Here is a 16,615-nt window from a genome sequence, read left to right as displayed (position 1 = left end):
ATGACAGATCAAATTGCATTCATAGGTGTTGGTAATATGGGAAATCCAATGGCAGACCAACTTGTAAAAGCTGGAAAAGAAGTTAAAGTTTATGATGTTTCACCTGAAGTAATTCAAAAAGCCAAAGAAGCAAAATTAAACGTTGTCGATACATTAGATGAAGTTTTAAAAGATGCTAATTTTGTTATTTCAATGTTGCCAGAAGGCAAACATGTAAAATCATTATACCTTGGTGAAAGAGGTATTATCAATAAAATTTCAAAAGAAGCTTTAATAATTGATTGTTCAACAATTGATATTGAGACATCTTTATTGCTCGGAAAAGAAGCTGAAGACAGAGGAATAAAAATGATTGATGCTCCAGTTACAGGTGGAGTTATGGGAGCAAGAGTAGGTAAATTAAATTTTTTAGTTGGAGGAGAAGATGAAGCGGTAAATCTTGCAAAACCTCTATTTGATATAATGGGTCAAAAAATATTACATGCTGGCCCTCAAGGGAGTGGAGTAGGTGTTAAAATTTGTAATAACATGTCTTTAGGTATTTCTATGATCGCAGCTTCTGAGTCTTTGATGTTGGCAAAAAGACTTAAAATGGACTTAAAAAAAGTTCATGAAATTATGAAGAATGCTTCAGGAAATAATTGGGCTCTATCAACTTACACTCCAATTCCAAATCTTACTAACGGTGTTCCTTCTAATAATAAATATAGACCTGGTTTTTCAGCAGCAATGATGACTAAAGATTTGAAACTTGCAAACGATGCAGCAAAATCTGTTGATGCCTCAACACCATTAGGTAAAGCAGCATTAGAAATATTTTCAAAATTTTGTGATGATGGTGATAGTGAAACAGATTATTCAGGTATTTCAAAAAAAATTGGCGGTGATGCTTGGGATTATCCTTTTGATCCTAAAGGTAAAGATTAAAACAATTCTTAACTAGTATTAAATACATACTAAATAAAGAAATTAGCTTTGAAGTTGCATAATTGACATTATTTAAAATAAAAAGTTTTACATTTCATAAAATATAAGGTTTATTCCAGTACTTATTAAGACTTAATAATTAACGAGAGGGAAATATAATGAAAAAAATCACTTCAATGATTTTAGCTTTAGTATTTGCAGTATCTCTAATTGGATCTGCTTCTGCTAAAACATTAAAAATCCAACTTACTTTTCCAAAAACTTCTTACGATGGACAAATTGTTAAGATGTGGACAGATAGAGTAACAAAATTAACTCGAGGTGAGTTAAAATTTGAACTTTTATCAAAAGGTGAAGTTGTTGGTTTAAAAGAAACTTTAGAAGCTGTTGACAAAGGTCTTGTTGATGGTGGTGCTGCTTGGACCCATTACTGGTCTAACTATCACCCAGCTGCAATGTTATTTGGTTCGCCAGTTGCAGGTGGTGGTATTGGTTTAAGTACTAAATCTTGGTTAGCATGGTATTTTGATAATGGTGGTAAAGCTCTTTACGACGAATTATGGAATGAAATGGGGATGAACGTTAAAGGTTTTGTAATGGCATCTTCTGGTCCTGAAGCTTTAGGTTGGTTCAAAGAGCCAATTAACAGCATGGCTGACTTTAGAAAATATAGATTCAGAACTCCTCCAGGAATTCCTGGCCAAACATACAAAGATATTGGTGTAGCTTCTGTTTCAATGGGTGGTGGAGATATTTTACCAGCTCTTGAAAAAGGAACTATCGATGCCGCTGAGTGGTGTTGTCCAAAGCCTGACTCTGTATTTGGTTTTCAAAAAGTATTGAAAAACTATTACTTACAAGGTTTACACCAAAACGTTGTAAATGGTGACATTTACATAAACGGTGATGTTTATAAATCTCTAACTGACCATCAAAAATATGCAATGGAAGTTGCATCTGAAGCGATGATCACTAGAAACATTACAAACAGAGCTGTTGAAAACGGTAAAGCACTTATAGATTTGACAGAAAATCATGGTGTTATACTTCATGATACTCCTGCTGATTATTTCACAGAGTATATGAATGCTGCACAAGCTACTATTAAGAAAAATGCTGCAGAAAATGCATTTTTCAAAAAAGTATATGACCACATGACTGCTCACGCAAAAATAGTAGTACCTTTTATTGCTCAAATGGAAACATCTGATGCATCAATTGGAACTGCTTTTGCTAGCCAACAGTAAGTTGTAAATTTAAAAGTGGGGACTTGTCCCCACTTTTTATTAATATCTTATTAAATCTTAAAATTAAAATCTTCTTATGGTCAAAAAAAAATTAGCACCTAAAGTAAAAGAAACTTTAGACATAACAGATGAGCTGATAGCTGAAAGAAGAACAAGTTTAAAAATGCCTAAGGACATGGTTCCTTGGATGGCTAAAACAATAGAATTTATAGACGCAAAAATGCTTTTAACAGGCAAGATTGTTTGCTGGATCTGTGTTCCTTTGATATTTTCAATGGTTTATGAAGTTATAGGAAGACATTTTTTTAATAGACCTACTTTATGGGTTTATGATGTAACTAGAATGTCGGCTGGAGCATTTTTTATGCTCGGGGCAGCTTATACTTTATCTAAAGGTATTCATATTAGAGCTGACTTTTTATATAGAAATTGGAAAGTTAAAAACCAAGCTAAGGTAGATTTATTCTTATATCTATTGTTTTTCTTTCCAGGCTTCCTTGTATTTTTTTGGGTTAGTTTTGATTACGCCTACACATCAATATGTGGAAGATCAGATTTAATGGAGTGCATAGGTGGTAAGACTAGAATTCAAAGAGCAATGGACACAACTTGGATGCCAATAATGTGGCCTCTAAAAAGTTGTATGCCTATTGGTGCATTTTTACTTTTAGTTCAAGGCTTTTCAGAAATTTTAAAAAGTTATTATGCATTCGTGAAAGGTAGATGGCCATAATGGATTTTTTTAGTCCCGAAATAATTGGAGCAATCATGATTGGTTGCATGTTGTTTTCAATCTTTATTGGCTTTCCTATTTCATTTACATTAATATTTTTAGGTCTTGTTTTTGGTTATTGGGGTTTTGGTAAGTTAGTTTTTTACCTAATGACACTTCAATTCAATATGATTATGACAGAAAGCACTCTTGTTGCTGTCCCGCTCTTTATATTTATGGGAATATTAATGGAGTCTGCTGGTCTAATGGAGAGATTATTTAATTCTGTTCAATTAATGCTTTCAAAGACAAGAGGTGCACTATTTTATGCTGTAATGTTTGTATCAACAATCTTTGCAGCAGCAACTGGTATTGTTGGAGCTTCAGTTACAATTCTAGGAATTATGGCTGGAAAAACAATGATTAGATCGGGTTATGATACAAGACTATCAGCAGGTTTAATTTGTGCTGGTGGTACTTTAGGAATACTTATTCCTCCAAGCATCATGTTAGTTGTAATGGGTCCTGTACTTGAAATTCCAGTTACAGATTTATTTGCGGCAGCAATAATTCCAGGAATAATGTTAGCATCCTTATACGCTGGCTACACAACTTTGAGATGTTACTTAAACCCTAAACTTGGACCTGTTTTACCTGCAAGTGAAAGACCAAAAAATATGGGAAAAGTATGGTATGAATTTTTTATGGGTTTGGTCCCGCCTGCTGCATTAGTATTTTTTGCACTTGGAAGTATTTTATTTGGTTTAGCAACACCAACAGAAGGAGCGGGTATGGGTGCATTTGGATCAATTTTATTAGCTCTTGCTTATAAAAAATTTACTTACAAGGGTTTAAAAGAAGCAATGATTAAAACTTTAGAGATTACTGCATTAATTATGTTCTTGGTTGCCGCATCAAATTTCTTTGGGGCAGTTTTTTCTAAATTGGGCACACCATCTTTGCTTACTGATTATTTATTAGGATTAGAAATAAATAAATATTGGATTTTAGCTATTATGATGGCAGTAATATTTTTATTAGGTTGGCCTTTAGAATGGGTCCCAATAGTTTTAATTGTGCTTCCAATTCTTTTACCTTTAGTTCAAGAGTTAGGTTTTAATTTAACTTGGTTTGCTATCTTAGTGGCTGTAAATCTCCAAACCGCCTGGCTATCGCCACCCGTTGCTTTATCTGCATATTTTTTAAAAGGTGTTGTTCCTCAGTGGGATCTAAAAGATATTTATCTTGGTATGATGCAGTTTATGGTTATTCAGGTTATAGGTTTAATTTTGATAATTATATTCCCTCAAATTGCATTATGGTTACCAAGCGTAATGTACCCATCTCCATAATTACTTTTTTTGATTTATATATGGAACAATTGTTCCTAATAATATTATGCCCAGTGATATAAAGATTTTTAAGGTAATTTCAGCATCAATCACTATCCAAGCTGATGTTGCACCTATAGGGCCTGTTAGTGGATACATTAAGCTAATTCTTCCAACCGGAACTCTTCTTAATGCATAATTATAAAATAAATAAGCAGCAAAAGTAATAAAAGATAAAATTAAAGCTGCCATTACCGATGGTGTAAATTCAAGATGATAAGTATAGTTAAAACTAGAGCTAGGCCAGATAATAAACAGAATTAAAAAAGATAAAACAAACCCTGTAAAATATTGAAAAGTATTAACTGATAATTGATTAACTTTTGTTTGCATAAAACGTCTTCCAATAACTTCATTAGTAGATGCACACAATATTCCTAAAAAAATTATCAGATCACCTAAATAGTTGCCAACTCCCGATTTTGATTGACTAGTAAGCAAAAGATAAGTTCCTATTAAAGTTATAAATGCTCCAATTATTACTTTTATTTCGATTTGTTCTTTTAAAAATATTCTAGCAACAAAAGGCTGCATAAGAGGCAAAGTGCTTATTATAGCAACTCCGTTAACTGGACTAGTTAATAGAAGTCCAACATGAAAAGATAAAGTAACTAAAAATGGGTTTAATAAGCCCATTAAAAAGGGTTTTAATCCAACTTGTTTTATTGAAATATCAACTCTCATTACAAGACAAAAAATTACCATTAATATAAAAGCGATAAAAAATCTTACTGCTAATAAATCTACAATATAGAATTCTTTAAGTGCTAAAGTTACAAATGGTGGCCCAGCACCAAATCCTAGTACAGCTAGCAGCATTGCAAAATAACCACTATTTTTTTTAAAAAAATTAATCATTTGAAATTTTTAATAAATTATTAAAAAAAAGATATTGTAACATAATTAATTAGTTTATTATTCAATAATGAATCAGCCAAAAGTTAAATATTCACTTTCTAATTGGGATCTAGTTTCAGTTAACCCAAACTATAAAACTTGGAATTGGAAAGATTTGTTTTGTTTTTGGGGCATAAATATTCAGAGTGTAATTGCATTTTCTTTAATTGCATCATTATACATAGTGTATGATTTAAATACACTTGTAGTATTTTTTGGAACTATTTTAGGATCTTTTCTCGTTTATTTATTTTCTAATTTAATAGGTAAACCCTCTCAAAAATTTGGTCTACCATTCACAGTATTGTTTCGTTCTTCATTAGGTTTTAGAGGAGCAAAATATTTTGGTTTATTAAGAGGCTTGCTAGGAATTTTTATGTTTGGTGTTCAAACATACTTTTTATCAAAAGCTTTTGGTTATTTGATTAGAATTTTAATTTTTTCTATTGATAGTTCTTTTTTAAATAAAGATATTTTTTTAGTTTTTTTACTTGGAATTGATATCATTGATTGGATTTCATTTACTATTGTTATCATATTTCAAACATTAATGTTTAGCGTTGGAATGAATTTCAATAAGAGATTGATTAATTATTCTGCTATTACAGTTTATTTAGGAATGATAATATTTTTTTTAGGAGTTTTATTAAGTGATGTAAAATTAACATCACAAGCATTTTCAGAATTATTAGATTATAAAAATTTTTTTGTAGTTGAAAATATTTTTGCTTTATTGACAGTAGCAGGAACAATTTTTGCATATTTTTCAATTATGATTACTAGTTTTGGAGATTTTTCTCGTTACGTTAAAAATAAAGATGAATTAACGAAAGGTAATTTAAGTTTAATTGCTAATTTGATTATCTTTTCTATTTTTTCAGTTTTTATAGTTGTTGGGTCAGATGTTTTTTTAAATTTAAGATTTTTAGATTTGAGCTCAATTTTAACCAGTCCAACCGATATAATTGGTAAATTTGACAACACAACTATTACAGTTATTGTCGTTTTTTTCATTATTATTGCATCTGCATCAACTAATTTGGTAGCTAATTTTATTCCTTCACAATATTCACTTATTAATTTTATACCGAGCTCTCTAAATTTAAAAAGTGCAAGCTATGTGATTTCAATTCTTGGTTTTCTTGTTGGTATTTTTTGGCTAACAGTATTAAGTCAAATTGGTATTTTATCATTTGTTGATACATTAAGTTCCTTTTTTGGTCCAATATTTGGAGTAATAATTGCAGATTATTATTTGATAAAATCAGAATTTATTAGCAATAAAGATATTTACTCAACAGAAAAAAGTAGCATTTATTATTTTTCTAACGGATGGCACATAAAAGGTTGTTACTCAATATTTATAGGTTTTATTTTTTCTGCTTCTACAATTTGGAATCCTAACTTGATATTTTTACAATCCTTTTCCTGGATAATAGGTGCATTTATCTCTTTAATGACTTATTATCTTTTGGCCAATAAATAATTTTTATGAATAAATTTGATTTTAATAACAGAACAGCTGTAATTACTGGTGGTGGTCAGGGTTTTGGTCTTGATATTGCAAAAAGATTTTTAAATTCAGGAGCAAAAGTTATTATATGGGATATAGATGAAGAACTACTTAAATCAGCAGTTAATGAAGTGAACCATTCAAATCTTAGTTATAATGTTATTGATGTATCAAATTTTTCACAAATAGAAAAAACTGTTTCAGACATAACATCACAAAATAAAATTGATATTTTGATAAATAATGCTGGAATTACAGGGCCTACAGCACCATTATGGGAATATGATGTGGAGATGTGGAATAAAATTGTACAAATTAATTTAGTTGGCACCTTTAATTGTTGTAGAGCAATAGTGCCTAACATGATTGAAAATTATTATGGCAGAATAGTAAATGTCGCTTCTGTTGCTGGTAAAGATGGAAATGCTAATGCAAGTGCTTACAGTTCAAGTAAAGCTGGAGCCATAGGTCTAACAAAGTCACTAGGTAAAGAATTAGCTGATAAGAACATAGCAGTGAATGCTGTAACACCAGCAGGCGCAAAAACTAGAATTTTAGACCAAATGAGTAAAGAACATGTTCAGAGAATGCTTTCAAAAGTTCCAAGAGGAAGATTTTTAGAAATACATGAATTTACATCTTTAATTTGCTGGCTATCATCAGAAGAAAATACATTTTCAACTGCTGCTGTTTTTGATATTAGTGGTGGAAGATCTACATACTAAATTCAATATGAAAAACTTAATAACATTATTAATTTTAATTTTATTCATTCCAAGTCCAAGTTTCGCTGATAAAATAAATATTTTTGAATTTACAGATGTAGAACTTTCAGAATTAGAAGTTAGAAAGGTAAGAGGGGCTGATAATAAAACGGAATATTCCGTTGGTTCTAATGATAATGGGAATTATCTTAAAGCTGTAGCTGATAATGCTGCATCAGGATTAGGTAAAAAAGTAAAAATTGATTTAAACAAAACACCAATAATTAATATAACCTGGAAGGTAGAAAAAGATTTAGCTGGCATAAAAGAAAATACTAAAAAAGGACATGATTTTGCTGCTCGTATTTTTGTTATAAAAAAAACAGGAGCAACACCTTTATCTAACAGAGCAATTAATTATGTATTTTCTAGCAACAATATAGTTGGATTTAATTCACCAAGCCCTTATACAAAAAAATCAATAGACAACGTTTTAGCCACAACTAAAGAAAATTTAAATAAATGGGTTACAGTAAAAGCTAATGTTAAAGAAGATTTTAAAAGATTCCATAATTTAGATGTAGATCAATTAGATGGATTGGCAATTATGTCTGATACTGATAATTCAAAGATGAAAACAGTAACTTATTATCAAAATATTTATTTTTCAGCAGATTAATTAAAATTTTAACCATTTCTTCAGCCCAATACTTAAAAATGATAAAAGAATTGCCACAATAACATCTGCAATTGGAGGAGCGCTTGGAAAACCAAAGTTCCATAAGATAACTCCTATTAACCAAATGATATATATTTTCATTTACTAATTATATCTTAGTTAGTTTTAAAGTATTATTTTTTTTGATACAATATCTTCATGCATGATAATTTTTTTCATAATGTAAAAGTTTATTTTGAAGACACTGATGCGGGAGGGGTTGTTTATTATGCTAATTATCTTAAGTATTTAGAAAGAGCAAGGACTGAAGCTTTATCAACTATAGGATTAAGCAATCTTCAAATAAGAGATAAATTTGGTGCACTGATTATAGTTAAATCATGCAATATAGAATATAAAAAATCTGCAAAGTTAGAAGACGAATTAAAGATTAGATCTTTTATAAAATCTGTTTCCAAAACTTCTTTTCATATGAACCAAATTATAACTAATGATGAAACCACCATTGTTGAAGCTCAAGTTCATTTAGTTTTTGTCAATGAAAATAGTAAACCAGTCAAAGTTCCAGATATAATTTTTGATAATTTTAAACCCTATTTTTGCGATAGCATCAAACTGTAGATAATTTTTTTGCTTTCCTGAATAAATTAACTATCATTTTTTGAGAAATTAATTTTGTATTTACATTTCGAGGACTTGGATGATAACAAGGTATTAAAGTTACATTATTTGGTAAAATATAAGATTTACCATGTTTGAAATAAAATTTTTTATTTAGATTGTAATTTTTTTTATAAAATTTTAGACAATTATCAAAAGCAACTTTTCCCAAGGTAATAATAATTTTTAATTTTTTTAAATTTGTAATTTCTTGATCAAAATATGTAGAACAATTATTCAGTTCTTTATTATGAGGTTTATCGCCTGGAGGAACACACTTTAAAATATTAGTGATATAAGTAGCGTTAAGTTTTAAACCATCATTTAAATTTTTAGAGGTTGATTGATTAGAAATTTTTGCTTTATGTAAACATTTAAATAAAAATTCTCCTGATTTATCACCTGTAAAAGCTCTACCAGTTCTGGTACCTCCATGAGCAGCTGGTGCTAGACCTAATATTAAAAGTTTAGCACTAGTGTCTCCAAATCCCGTTACTGGCTTACCCCAATATATTTCATTGATATTTTGTTTTCTTTTTTCAATACTAATCTTTTTTATAAATTTTACTAATCTTGGGCATTTTTTACATTTAATAATTGTTTTATTAAGATTTTTAAATTTAATACTCATTAATGAAATTTATAAAATTTTTATTAATAATATTTATAACTATTAATTCTCAAGTTAAAGCAGATTCAAATCAAAATTTAATTGATGAACTGAAAAAAGGTGGCAAATTAATTCTTATTAGACATGCTTATGCGCCTGGTGGAGGAGACCCTAATAATTTTGATATTAATAATTGTAATACTCAACGTAATTTGAGTGATGCTGGCAGAGAACAAGCAAATAAAATTGGCTCCTTTTTTAAAAGTAACAACATTTTAATTGATAAAGTATTTTCTAGTGAATGGTGTAGGTGTAAAGAAACAGCGTTAATTGCTTTTAATGATTTTCAAAATAAAAGTTTTTTAAACTCATTTTTTAGTTCTAAATTTGCCCAAAATAAAGACCCACAGATGAAAAGTTTAAAAGAATTTATTAATAACTGGGATGGTAAAAATAATATAATATTTGTTACTCATTATGTGGTTATTTCTGAAATTTTAAATTATGCATCATCATCTGGTGAGATAGTTATTACAGATAAAAGTCTTAAAGTTATTGATACAATTGAAATAGAATATTAAAATAAAAGTGTATGTCGTCAAAAAAAGCTATGAAACAAGCACAAAAACAATCTTATGCAAAACACAGAAGTAACATTACCAATAGTAGATTTCATTCAAAAAAGAAAATTTTACCTAAAATAAATAAAAAAAAAGATTAGGTCTATTTACTATCTTTTTTTTCTGTTAAAAATAAACCTATTAATAGTAAAGCTGTCCAACCAATCCCTATCAAAGCTTTAGGACTAGTTTGGGCGCTCCAAATATCTAAAACAAGAGCTCCAAAAATTAAACCAATTATATAAATTATAATTACAATTGTTGATCTATTCATTTTTTAAATTTTTTTTAAATAAAGATATACCATTATTAATCTTATGTTCATAAGATTCATTAAAACTATCTAATTGCCAGCCTGATAGTCTTTCTTTAATTTCTTTTATATTATTCTTTTTCCATTCATCAGTAGTCTCAACATTTTTCCAAATTTTTCTTTCTTCAATAGTTCTTGCACAACCATAACAATACCCAGTTGATGGGTCTGTTTTGCAAATACTTATACAGGGTGAAACAATCATTTTATTAAAATTAATACAGCAATTTGATGTTAAATACTGAATTTTTTAATAAATGTCATTGGACAAATAGTTTCAATAATATATAAAAACCACATAATTTGTGGGGCGATGGCGGAATTGGTAGACGCGTTGGTCTTAGGAACCAATATTTTCGGATGTGAAGGTTCGAGTCCTTTTCGCCCTACCATTAAAAATTATGAAAGTTACAGTAGAAAATATCAAGGGATTAAATAAAGATCTTAAAATTTTAATCGATAAAGAGACCATGAGCTCTTATATGGATGAAAAATATGAGGAGATCAAAGGAACTGTAAATCTTAAAGGGTTTCGACCAGGTAAAGTTCCAAAAGAAGTTTTAAAAAGACAATTTGGTAAAGCTGTATTCGGTGAAGTCTTAGATAAAGTTTTAAAAGAAACTTCAACTAAAGCCCTTGAAGAAAATAAAATCAAACCTGCGGGTCAACCTAAACTAGATTTAAAAACTTATGGTGAAGATAAAGAGTTGGAATATGTTTTGTCAGTAACAGAATTGCCAAAAGTAGATATTAAATCTATTGAAAGTATTAAATTTGATCAATATTCAGTAAAAATAGATAATAGTGAAACAGATAAAAGAATAAAAGAAATTGCAAAAAATCAGCCTAGTTTTAAAGAAGCAATCCCTGATGCAAAAGCTAAGGAGGGTGATTTAGTTATATTAGATTATCAAGCTACAGTAGATGGCAAAGAATTTAAGGGTAGTGAAGGTAAAAATACTCAACTAACGCTTGGAAAAGATTTATTTTTAAAAGGTTTTGATAAACAGCTTATTGGTATCAAAAAAGATGATGAAAAGATTGTGGATGCTATATTGCCAGAAAATTTTCCTGAAAAGGAATTGATAAATAAAGCTGCTAAATTTAAATGTAAAATTTTAAATTTAAAAAATCCTGAAGATGTAAAAATTGATGATAACTTTGCAAAAAATTTAGGAGCTAAAGATTTAAAGGATCTTAAGACCTTAATTTCAAAACAAATAAATGATGAATATAAAAATTCACTAGATCAATTATCTAAAACTCAAATATTAAAAGAATTAGAAAAAATCAATGTAAATGAGATTCCTGAAAATTTAATTGAAGAAGAGGTTAAAATTCTTTCACAAGGTATGGATGAGGTAGAGGCTAAAAAGAATAAAGCTAAATTTACTGAGACTGCAAAAACTAGAATCAAAACAGGATTAATATTGAATGAGTTTGGTGAACAAAATAAAATTCAAGTATCAGAACAAGAAATTCAAGCTGAAGTTCAAAAACAATTAAGAATGATGCCTGGACAAGAAAAAATGGTAATGGATTTTTATCAAAAAAACCCTTCAGCTGTTGCTAGCTTAAGAGGAACTGTTTATGAAGAAAAGATTTTAAATTTAATTAAAGAAAAAGCTAAGCCAAATAAAAAAGAAATTACTAAAGATGAAGCAGAAAAAATTCTTAAAGATGCTCATAAATATGATCAGGATCAAGACACTGAAGAAGATAAAAAGGTTAAAACCAAACCTACAAAAGAAAAAAAATCTCCCTCAAAAGCTTCAAAATCAAAGTCAATAGCAAAAAAAGTTAGCAAAAAGTAATCCCAAGTTGTATAAATTAAAACGAATCTACTTATGACAATAAAAATTCCTGAGCATATGAACACTTTGGTTCCAATGGTTGTTGAACAATCAAATAAAGGTGAAAGAGCTTATGATATTTATTCAAGATTACTCAAAGAAAGAATAATTTTTTTAACAGGTCAAATTAATGATAATATAGCATCACTTGTTACTGCTCAATTATTATTTTTAGAGGCTGAAGATCCTAAAAAAGAAATTTATTTATATATTAATAGTCCTGGTGGACTAGTTACAGCTGGTCTTGGAATTTATGACACAATGCAGTATGTCAAACCAGATATTTCAACTTTATGCATTGGTCAGGCAGCCTCAATGGGTTCATTTTTACTTGCTGCCGGAACAAAGGGAAAAAGATTCTCTCTTCCAAATTCTAGAGTTATGGTTCATCAGCCATCTGCAGGTTTTCAAGGACAAGTAACTGACATTGAAATTCATGCTAATGAAGTTTCCTCATTAAAAAATAGATTGAATGAAATTTATTCAAAACATACAGGCAAATCAGTTGATGAAGTTAAGTCCGCTCTTGAAAGAGATAATTTTATGACTGCTGAAGCTGCTAAAGAGTTTGGTTTAATAGACGAAGTAGTAGAAAAAAGATCTTAAACTACTATATATTGGATGTGATACAATCCTAACTTGATTAGTAGGAGTCTTCTATAATAAGGTATCTTAATTGATTCGTTAAAAAAAAATTATGACAACTAATAATAAAAATATTCTTTACTGTTCTTTTTGCGGAAAGAGCCAACATGAAGTTAGAAAATTAATTGCAGGTCCTACAGTATTTATTTGTGATGAATGTGTTGAATTATGTATGGATATTATCAAGGAGGAAAGTAAAGATACTTTTGTAAAACATCAAGATGGTCTTCCTTCTCCCAAAGAAATATGTTCAGTCCTAGATGATTATGTAATTGGCCAGCCACATGCAAAAAAAGTTTTATCTGTTGCAGTTCACAATCATTATAAAAGATTAAATTATGAGAGCAAAACAAGCAAAAATGTTGAGCTTGCAAAATCTAACATATTATTAGTAGGTCCTACAGGTTGTGGAAAAACATTGTTAGCCCAAACTTTAGCAAGAATTTTAGATGTCCCTTTTACAATGGCAGATGCTACAACATTAACTGAAGCAGGTTATGTTGGGGAAGATGTTGAAAATATTATTTTAAAACTGCTTCAAGCTTCTGATTATAATGTTGAGAAAGCTCAAAGAGGAATAGTTTATATTGATGAAGTCGACAAGATTAGTAGAAAATCAGAAAATCCATCAATAACTCGAGATGTATCTGGTGAAGGTGTTCAACAGGCTTTATTGAAAATTATGGAAGGAACTGTTGCAAGCGTTCCGCCTCAAGGAGGAAGAAAGCATCCACAACAAGAATTTTTACAGGTAGATACAACTAATATTTTATTTATTTGTGGAGGAGCGTTCGCTGGACTAGATAAAATTATTTCTCAAAGAGATAAAGGAACATCTATAGGTTTTGGGGCTGATGTTAAAAACACACAAGATAAAAAAACTGGTGAATGGATGAAAACACTTGAGCCAGAGGATTTATTAAAGTTTGGTTTAATTCCAGAATTTATTGGAAGACTACCTATGATTGCTACTCTTGAAGATTTAGATGAAAAATCATTAATTAAAATTTTACAAGAACCAAAGAATTCACTTACAAAACAATATCAAGAATTATTTAAACTAGATGGAGCCAAACTAACTTTTAAAGAAAATGCTTTAAAAGAAATTGCTCATAAAGCAATCAGGAAGAAAACAGGTGCTAGAGGTTTAAGATCAATTCTAGAAAATATTTTATTAAAAACTATGTATGATTTACCTAGCCAAGAAAATATAGAAGAAGTTATTGTTGACGCAGGAGCAGCTAAAGGCCAGTCTCAACCTATCATAGTTCATTCTAAAGATGCTGTTAAATCAAAGTCTAATAAGCCATCAGCGGCTTAATATCCTAAATAACTAACAAAAACATATTGCAATATAAAATATAATATCCATATTAAAGCTATGGATGTTAAAATTACTTTACCCTTATTACCTCTAAGAGACATTGTTGTCTTTCCAAGTATGGTAATTCCTCTTTTTGTTGGAAGAGATAAATCTATTTCAGCATTGAACGAGGTAATGAAAAAAGATAAAAAAATAATTCTAGTTACACAAAAAAACTCAGAAATTGATGATCCAAAAAAAACAGACATATTTATGTATGGATGTGAAGGAAGTATTCTTCAACTTTTAAAACTTCCAGATGGAACTGTTAAAGTTTTAGTTGAAGGTGTTAAAAGAGTAAAAATATTAGATTTTAAAGATAATGACAAATTCATAACATGTGATTATGCTCATTATAATGACATTATCACAAAGGATGAAGATTTATATCCACTTGCAGCAACTGCCTTAAGAAGATTAGAAAAATTAACCTCTATCAATAAAAAAGTTTCAACTGAAACTATTAATACTATTAAACAACTTAAAAACCCTTCTCAAATTGCGGATAACATAGCATCTCATATCAACGCAACTATATCAGAGAAACAACAAATCTTTGAAACAATAGATGTAAAGAAAAGATTAAATGCCATTATTAAAATAATGGAAAATGAAACTAGTATCATAGGTGTAGAAAAGAGAATTAGAGGAAGAGTTAAAACTCAAATGGAGAAAACTCAAAGAGAATATTATTTAAATGAACAGTTAAAAGCTATTCAAAAAGAATTAGGTGAAATTGAAGACGGTAAAGATGAGACTGCTAGTCTGAATAAAGCTATTACAAAAGCTAAAATGCCCAAAGAAGTTGAAAAGAAATGTCTTCAAGAGTTAAAAAAATTGAAGAACATGAGTCCAATGTCAGCTGAGGCGACTGTTGTAAGAAACTATCTAGATTGGATGACTGAACTTCCTTGGTATAAAAAAAGTGAAGTTGATATTGATTTAACAAAAGCTCTTAACATTTTAGATAAGGACCACTTTGGTTTAGAAAAAGTTAAAGAAAGAATCATAGAATTTCTTGCTGTCCAAAAAAGAATGGAAAAAATAAAAGGACCAATATTATGTTTAGTTGGACCTCCAGGTGTTGGTAAAACTTCATTAGGTAAGTCTATTGCAAAAGCAACTAACAGAGAGTTTGTTAGAATGTCTGTTGGTGGAATGAGAGATGAAGCGGAGATTAGAGGCCATAGAAGAACTTATATTGGATCTTTACCTGGAAAAATTATTCAAATGATGAAAAAGGCTGGAACTAAAAATCCACTTATTTTATTAGATGAAATAGACAAAATAGGAAATGATTATCGTGGAGATCCATCATCTGCTTTATTAGAAGCTTTGGATCCAGAACAAAATACTACGTTTAATGATCATTATTTAGAGGTTGATTATGATTTATCTGATGTAATGTTTGTAACAACTGCAAATACACTAAATATTCTTCCACCGCTTTTAGATAGAATGGAAGTAATTAGACTTGCTGGTTACACAGAAGATGAAAAAATTAGTATTGCTGATAAATATCTTTTACCTAAACAAATTAAAGATAACGGTGTGAAAGATGCGGAAATGAAATTAGAGAACGATATTATTAAAGAAGTTATTAGAGGATACACCAAAGAGTCTGGCGTAAGAAATTTAGAAAGAGAGATTTCAAAATTAGCTAGAAAAGTAGTAAAAAAAATAGTTGCTGGTGAACAAAAAGAAGTAAATATTAATAATAAAAACTTATCTGATTTTCTTGGTATTCCAAAATTTAAATTCGGTGAATTAGAGTCAGAGAATAGAGTGGGTATTGTAACTGGACTGGCATGGACAGAGTATGGTGGAGAAATTTTAAAAATAGAAACAGTAACAATGCCAGGTAAAGGAAGAATGCAAATTACAGGTAAACTTGGTGATGTAATGCAAGAGTCTGTTAAAGCTGCCAAATCTTTTGTTAGATCAAAATGTTTAGAATATGGAATTATTCCTCCATTGTTTGAAAAAAAAGATTTTCATATCCATGTACCTGAAGGAGCCACTCCTAAAGATGGTCCTTCAGCAGGTATTGGAATGGTAACTTCTATAGTTTCATCAATCACTGGAATTCCAGTTAGAAGAGATGTTGCAATGACTGGCGAGGTTACTTTGACAGGACAAGTATTGCCAATTGGTGGATTAAAAGAAAAACTATTAGCAGCTCATAGAGCAGGAATAAAAGAGGTACTTATACCAAAAGAAAATGAAAAAGATTTAGTTGATATGCCCAAGAAAATTATAGACGATATCAAAATCACACCAGTTGAATATGCAGATCAAGTTTTAAAAGTTGCTTTAACAAAAGAACTTAAGAGAACAGAGTGGGTTGAGGTCGATATCTCTAAAAAAGACGACAAATCTCAAGCTAGTATTCAATAAATTTTAATTTTATAATGGAAATATATCTTGTTTTGATCGTTGTTATATTAAGTTTATTATATTTGTTAAAACCTATAACTAAGT

At 29.5% G+C, this 16,615-nt stretch carries 18 protein-coding genes and 1 tRNA gene; 14 read left to right on the top strand and 5 right to left on the bottom strand.

The features are described from left to right. The 4 genes from mmsB (at position 1) to F754_RS0104135 (ending at position 4,238) form a co-directional block, all read left to right on the top strand. On the top strand, positions 1–927 hold the full coding sequence (gene mmsB, locus F754_RS0104150; RefSeq protein ID WP_023648654.1) for a 3-hydroxyisobutyrate dehydrogenase: 927 nt from the start codon (positions 1–3) through the stop codon (positions 925–927). A gap of 158 nt (positions 928–1,085) precedes the next feature. Continuing rightward, a complete protein-coding gene (locus F754_RS0104145; protein WP_023648653.1) occupies positions 1,086–2,174 on the top strand; it encodes a TRAP transporter substrate-binding protein in 1,089 nt (362 codons plus the stop codon). Between the two features lie 76 nt (positions 2,175–2,250). Then, positions 2,251–2,907, top strand: a complete 657-nt coding sequence (locus F754_RS0104140) for a TRAP transporter small permease subunit (protein ID WP_023648652.1) — start codon at positions 2,251–2,253, stop codon at positions 2,905–2,907. Continuing rightward, positions 2,907–4,238: a TRAP transporter large permease subunit gene (locus F754_RS0104135; protein WP_023648651.1), complete on the top strand. Its 1,332-nt coding sequence runs from the start codon at positions 2,907–2,909 to the stop codon at positions 4,236–4,238. Before F754_RS0104140 ends, F754_RS0104135 begins: the two co-directional genes overlap by 1 nt. Here the strand turns inward: F754_RS0104135 and F754_RS0104130 are convergent, their stop codons facing one another. Next, positions 4,239–5,096: a DMT family transporter gene (locus tag F754_RS0104130; protein WP_023648650.1), complete on the bottom strand. Its 858-nt coding sequence runs from the start codon at positions 5,094–5,096 to the stop codon at positions 4,239–4,241. 106 nt (positions 5,097–5,202) lie between these two features. Here F754_RS0104130 and F754_RS0104125 point away from each other — a divergent pair, with 106 nt between their 5' ends. From F754_RS0104125 to F754_RS0104115, 3 genes are read left to right on the top strand one after another with little or no spacing between them, the layout of a single operon-like run. Continuing rightward, complete coding sequence (locus F754_RS0104125) at positions 5,203–6,660, top strand: cytosine permease (protein ID WP_023648649.1); 1,458 nt, start codon at positions 5,203–5,205, stop codon at positions 6,658–6,660. 5 nt (positions 6,661–6,665) lie between these two features. Continuing rightward, entirely contained in the window at positions 6,666–7,412 is a 747-nt protein-coding gene (locus tag F754_RS0104120) for an SDR family oxidoreductase (RefSeq protein WP_023648648.1), read from the top strand. A 7-nt stretch (positions 7,413–7,419) separates the two neighbouring features. After that, positions 7,420–8,070, top strand: a complete 651-nt coding sequence (locus tag F754_RS0104115) for a DUF3047 domain-containing protein (RefSeq protein ID WP_023648647.1) — start codon at positions 7,420–7,422, stop codon at positions 8,068–8,070. Here the strand turns inward: F754_RS0104115 and F754_RS07780 are convergent, their stop codons facing one another. Then, positions 8,071–8,211 carry a hypothetical protein gene (locus tag F754_RS07780; RefSeq protein ID WP_023648646.1) on the bottom strand — a complete coding sequence of 47 codons (141 nt, stop codon included), beginning with the start codon at positions 8,209–8,211 and terminating at the stop codon, positions 8,071–8,073. Positions 8,212–8,268: 57 nt separating this feature from the next. On the opposite strand from F754_RS07780, the gene F754_RS0104105 reads away from it, so the two are divergent. Beyond that, complete coding sequence (locus F754_RS0104105; RefSeq protein WP_023648645.1) at positions 8,269–8,691, top strand: acyl-CoA thioesterase; 423 nt, start codon at positions 8,269–8,271, stop codon at positions 8,689–8,691. On the opposite strand, the gene F754_RS0104100 is transcribed toward F754_RS0104105, so the two are convergent. Beyond that, a complete protein-coding gene (locus F754_RS0104100) occupies positions 8,681–9,361 on the bottom strand; it encodes a uracil-DNA glycosylase (RefSeq protein WP_023648644.1) in 681 nt (226 codons plus the stop codon). The genes F754_RS0104105 and F754_RS0104100 overlap by 11 nt on opposite strands. Before the next feature lie 2 nt (positions 9,362–9,363). On the opposite strand from F754_RS0104100, the gene F754_RS0104095 reads away from it, so the two are divergent. After that, positions 9,364–9,921 (top strand): histidine phosphatase family protein, encoded by a 558-nt coding sequence (locus F754_RS0104095; protein ID WP_023648643.1) that lies wholly within the window; start codon positions 9,364–9,366, stop codon positions 9,919–9,921. A gap of 142 nt (positions 9,922–10,063) precedes the next feature. Here F754_RS0104095 and F754_RS07775 read toward each other — a convergent pair whose 3' ends face one another. Further along, a complete protein-coding gene (locus tag F754_RS07775) occupies positions 10,064–10,234 on the bottom strand; it encodes a hypothetical protein (RefSeq protein WP_023648641.1) in 171 nt (56 codons plus the stop codon). Further along, positions 10,227–10,478 carry a DUF1289 domain-containing protein gene (locus F754_RS0104080; RefSeq protein WP_023648640.1) on the bottom strand — a complete coding sequence of 84 codons (252 nt, stop codon included), beginning with the start codon at positions 10,476–10,478 and terminating at the stop codon, positions 10,227–10,229. The genes F754_RS07775 and F754_RS0104080 overlap by 8 nt, the downstream gene beginning before the upstream one ends. A gap of 102 nt (positions 10,479–10,580) precedes the next feature. Here F754_RS0104080 and F754_RS0104075 point away from each other — a divergent pair. From F754_RS0104075 to lon, 5 genes are all read left to right on the top strand, one after another. Next, positions 10,581–10,665 (top strand) — tRNA-Leu (locus F754_RS0104075). A 9-nt stretch (positions 10,666–10,674) separates the two neighbouring features. Further along, a complete protein-coding gene (locus tag F754_RS0104070) occupies positions 10,675–12,087 on the top strand; it encodes a trigger factor (RefSeq protein WP_023648639.1) in 1,413 nt (470 codons plus the stop codon). A 33-nt stretch (positions 12,088–12,120) separates the two neighbouring features. Then, a complete protein-coding gene (gene clpP, locus F754_RS0104065) occupies positions 12,121–12,732 on the top strand; it encodes an ATP-dependent Clp endopeptidase proteolytic subunit ClpP (protein WP_023648638.1) in 612 nt (203 codons plus the stop codon). 91 nt (positions 12,733–12,823) lie between these two features. Beyond that, the gene (gene clpX / locus F754_RS0104060) at positions 12,824–14,092 is read left to right on the top strand and encodes an ATP-dependent Clp protease ATP-binding subunit ClpX (RefSeq protein WP_023648637.1); all 1,269 of its coding nucleotides are present in this window, start codon (positions 12,824–12,826) and stop codon (positions 14,090–14,092) included. A 60-nt stretch (positions 14,093–14,152) separates the two neighbouring features. Continuing rightward, positions 14,153–16,531 (top strand): endopeptidase La, encoded by a 2,379-nt coding sequence (gene lon, locus F754_RS0104055; RefSeq protein ID WP_023648636.1) that lies wholly within the window; start codon positions 14,153–14,155, stop codon positions 16,529–16,531. Positions 16,532–16,615 lie beyond the last annotated feature (84 nt).

It is taken from the genome of Candidatus Pelagibacter ubique HTCC8051, assembly GCF_000472605.1.
Taxonomy (GTDB): Bacteria; Pseudomonadota; Alphaproteobacteria; order Pelagibacterales; family Pelagibacteraceae; genus Pelagibacter; species Pelagibacter communis_B.
The sequence above is the reverse complement of the archived record's forward strand: the minus strand, read 5'-3'. Positions and strand labels throughout refer to the sequence as shown.

Excerpts from the sequence above, each read along its gene's own strand:
- F754_RS07775 (WP_023648641.1), bottom strand. The coding sequence starts at position 10,234 with ATGAATAGATCAACAATTGTAATTATAATTTATATAATTGGTTTAATT.
- F754_RS0104125 (WP_023648649.1), top strand. The coding sequence starts at position 5,203 with ATGAATCAGCCAAAAGTTAAATATTCACTTTCTAATTGGGATCTAGTT.
- clpX (WP_023648637.1), top strand. The coding sequence starts at position 12,824 with ATGACAACTAATAATAAAAATATTCTTTACTGTTCTTTTTGCGGAAAG.
- mmsB (WP_023648654.1), top strand. The coding sequence starts at position 1 with ATGACAGATCAAATTGCATTCATAGGTGTTGGTAATATGGGAAATCCA.
- F754_RS0104145 (WP_023648653.1), top strand. The coding sequence starts at position 1,086 with ATGAAAAAAATCACTTCAATGATTTTAGCTTTAGTATTTGCAGTATCT.
- F754_RS0104070 (WP_023648639.1), top strand. The coding sequence starts at position 10,675 with ATGAAAGTTACAGTAGAAAATATCAAGGGATTAAATAAAGATCTTAAA.
- F754_RS0104105 (WP_023648645.1), top strand. The coding sequence starts at position 8,269 with ATGCATGATAATTTTTTTCATAATGTAAAAGTTTATTTTGAAGACACT.
- F754_RS0104095 (WP_023648643.1), top strand. The coding sequence starts at position 9,364 with ATGAAATTTATAAAATTTTTATTAATAATATTTATAACTATTAATTCT.
- F754_RS07780 (WP_023648646.1), bottom strand. The coding sequence starts at position 8,211 with ATGAAAATATATATCATTTGGTTAATAGGAGTTATCTTATGGAACTTT.
- F754_RS0104080 (WP_023648640.1), bottom strand. The coding sequence starts at position 10,478 with ATGATTGTTTCACCCTGTATAAGTATTTGCAAAACAGACCCATCAACT.
- F754_RS0104120 (WP_023648648.1), top strand. The coding sequence starts at position 6,666 with ATGAATAAATTTGATTTTAATAACAGAACAGCTGTAATTACTGGTGGT.
- F754_RS0104100 (WP_023648644.1), bottom strand. The coding sequence starts at position 9,361 with ATGAGTATTAAATTTAAAAATCTTAATAAAACAATTATTAAATGTAAA.
- F754_RS0104115 (WP_023648647.1), top strand. The coding sequence starts at position 7,420 with ATGAAAAACTTAATAACATTATTAATTTTAATTTTATTCATTCCAAGT.
- lon (WP_023648636.1), top strand. The coding sequence starts at position 14,153 with ATGGATGTTAAAATTACTTTACCCTTATTACCTCTAAGAGACATTGTT.
- F754_RS0104135 (WP_023648651.1), top strand. The coding sequence starts at position 2,907 with ATGGATTTTTTTAGTCCCGAAATAATTGGAGCAATCATGATTGGTTGC.
- F754_RS0104140 (WP_023648652.1), top strand. The coding sequence starts at position 2,251 with ATGGTCAAAAAAAAATTAGCACCTAAAGTAAAAGAAACTTTAGACATA.
- F754_RS0104130 (WP_023648650.1), bottom strand. The coding sequence starts at position 5,096 with ATGCTGCTAGCTGTACTAGGATTTGGTGCTGGGCCACCATTTGTAACT.
- clpP (WP_023648638.1), top strand. The coding sequence starts at position 12,121 with ATGACAATAAAAATTCCTGAGCATATGAACACTTTGGTTCCAATGGTT.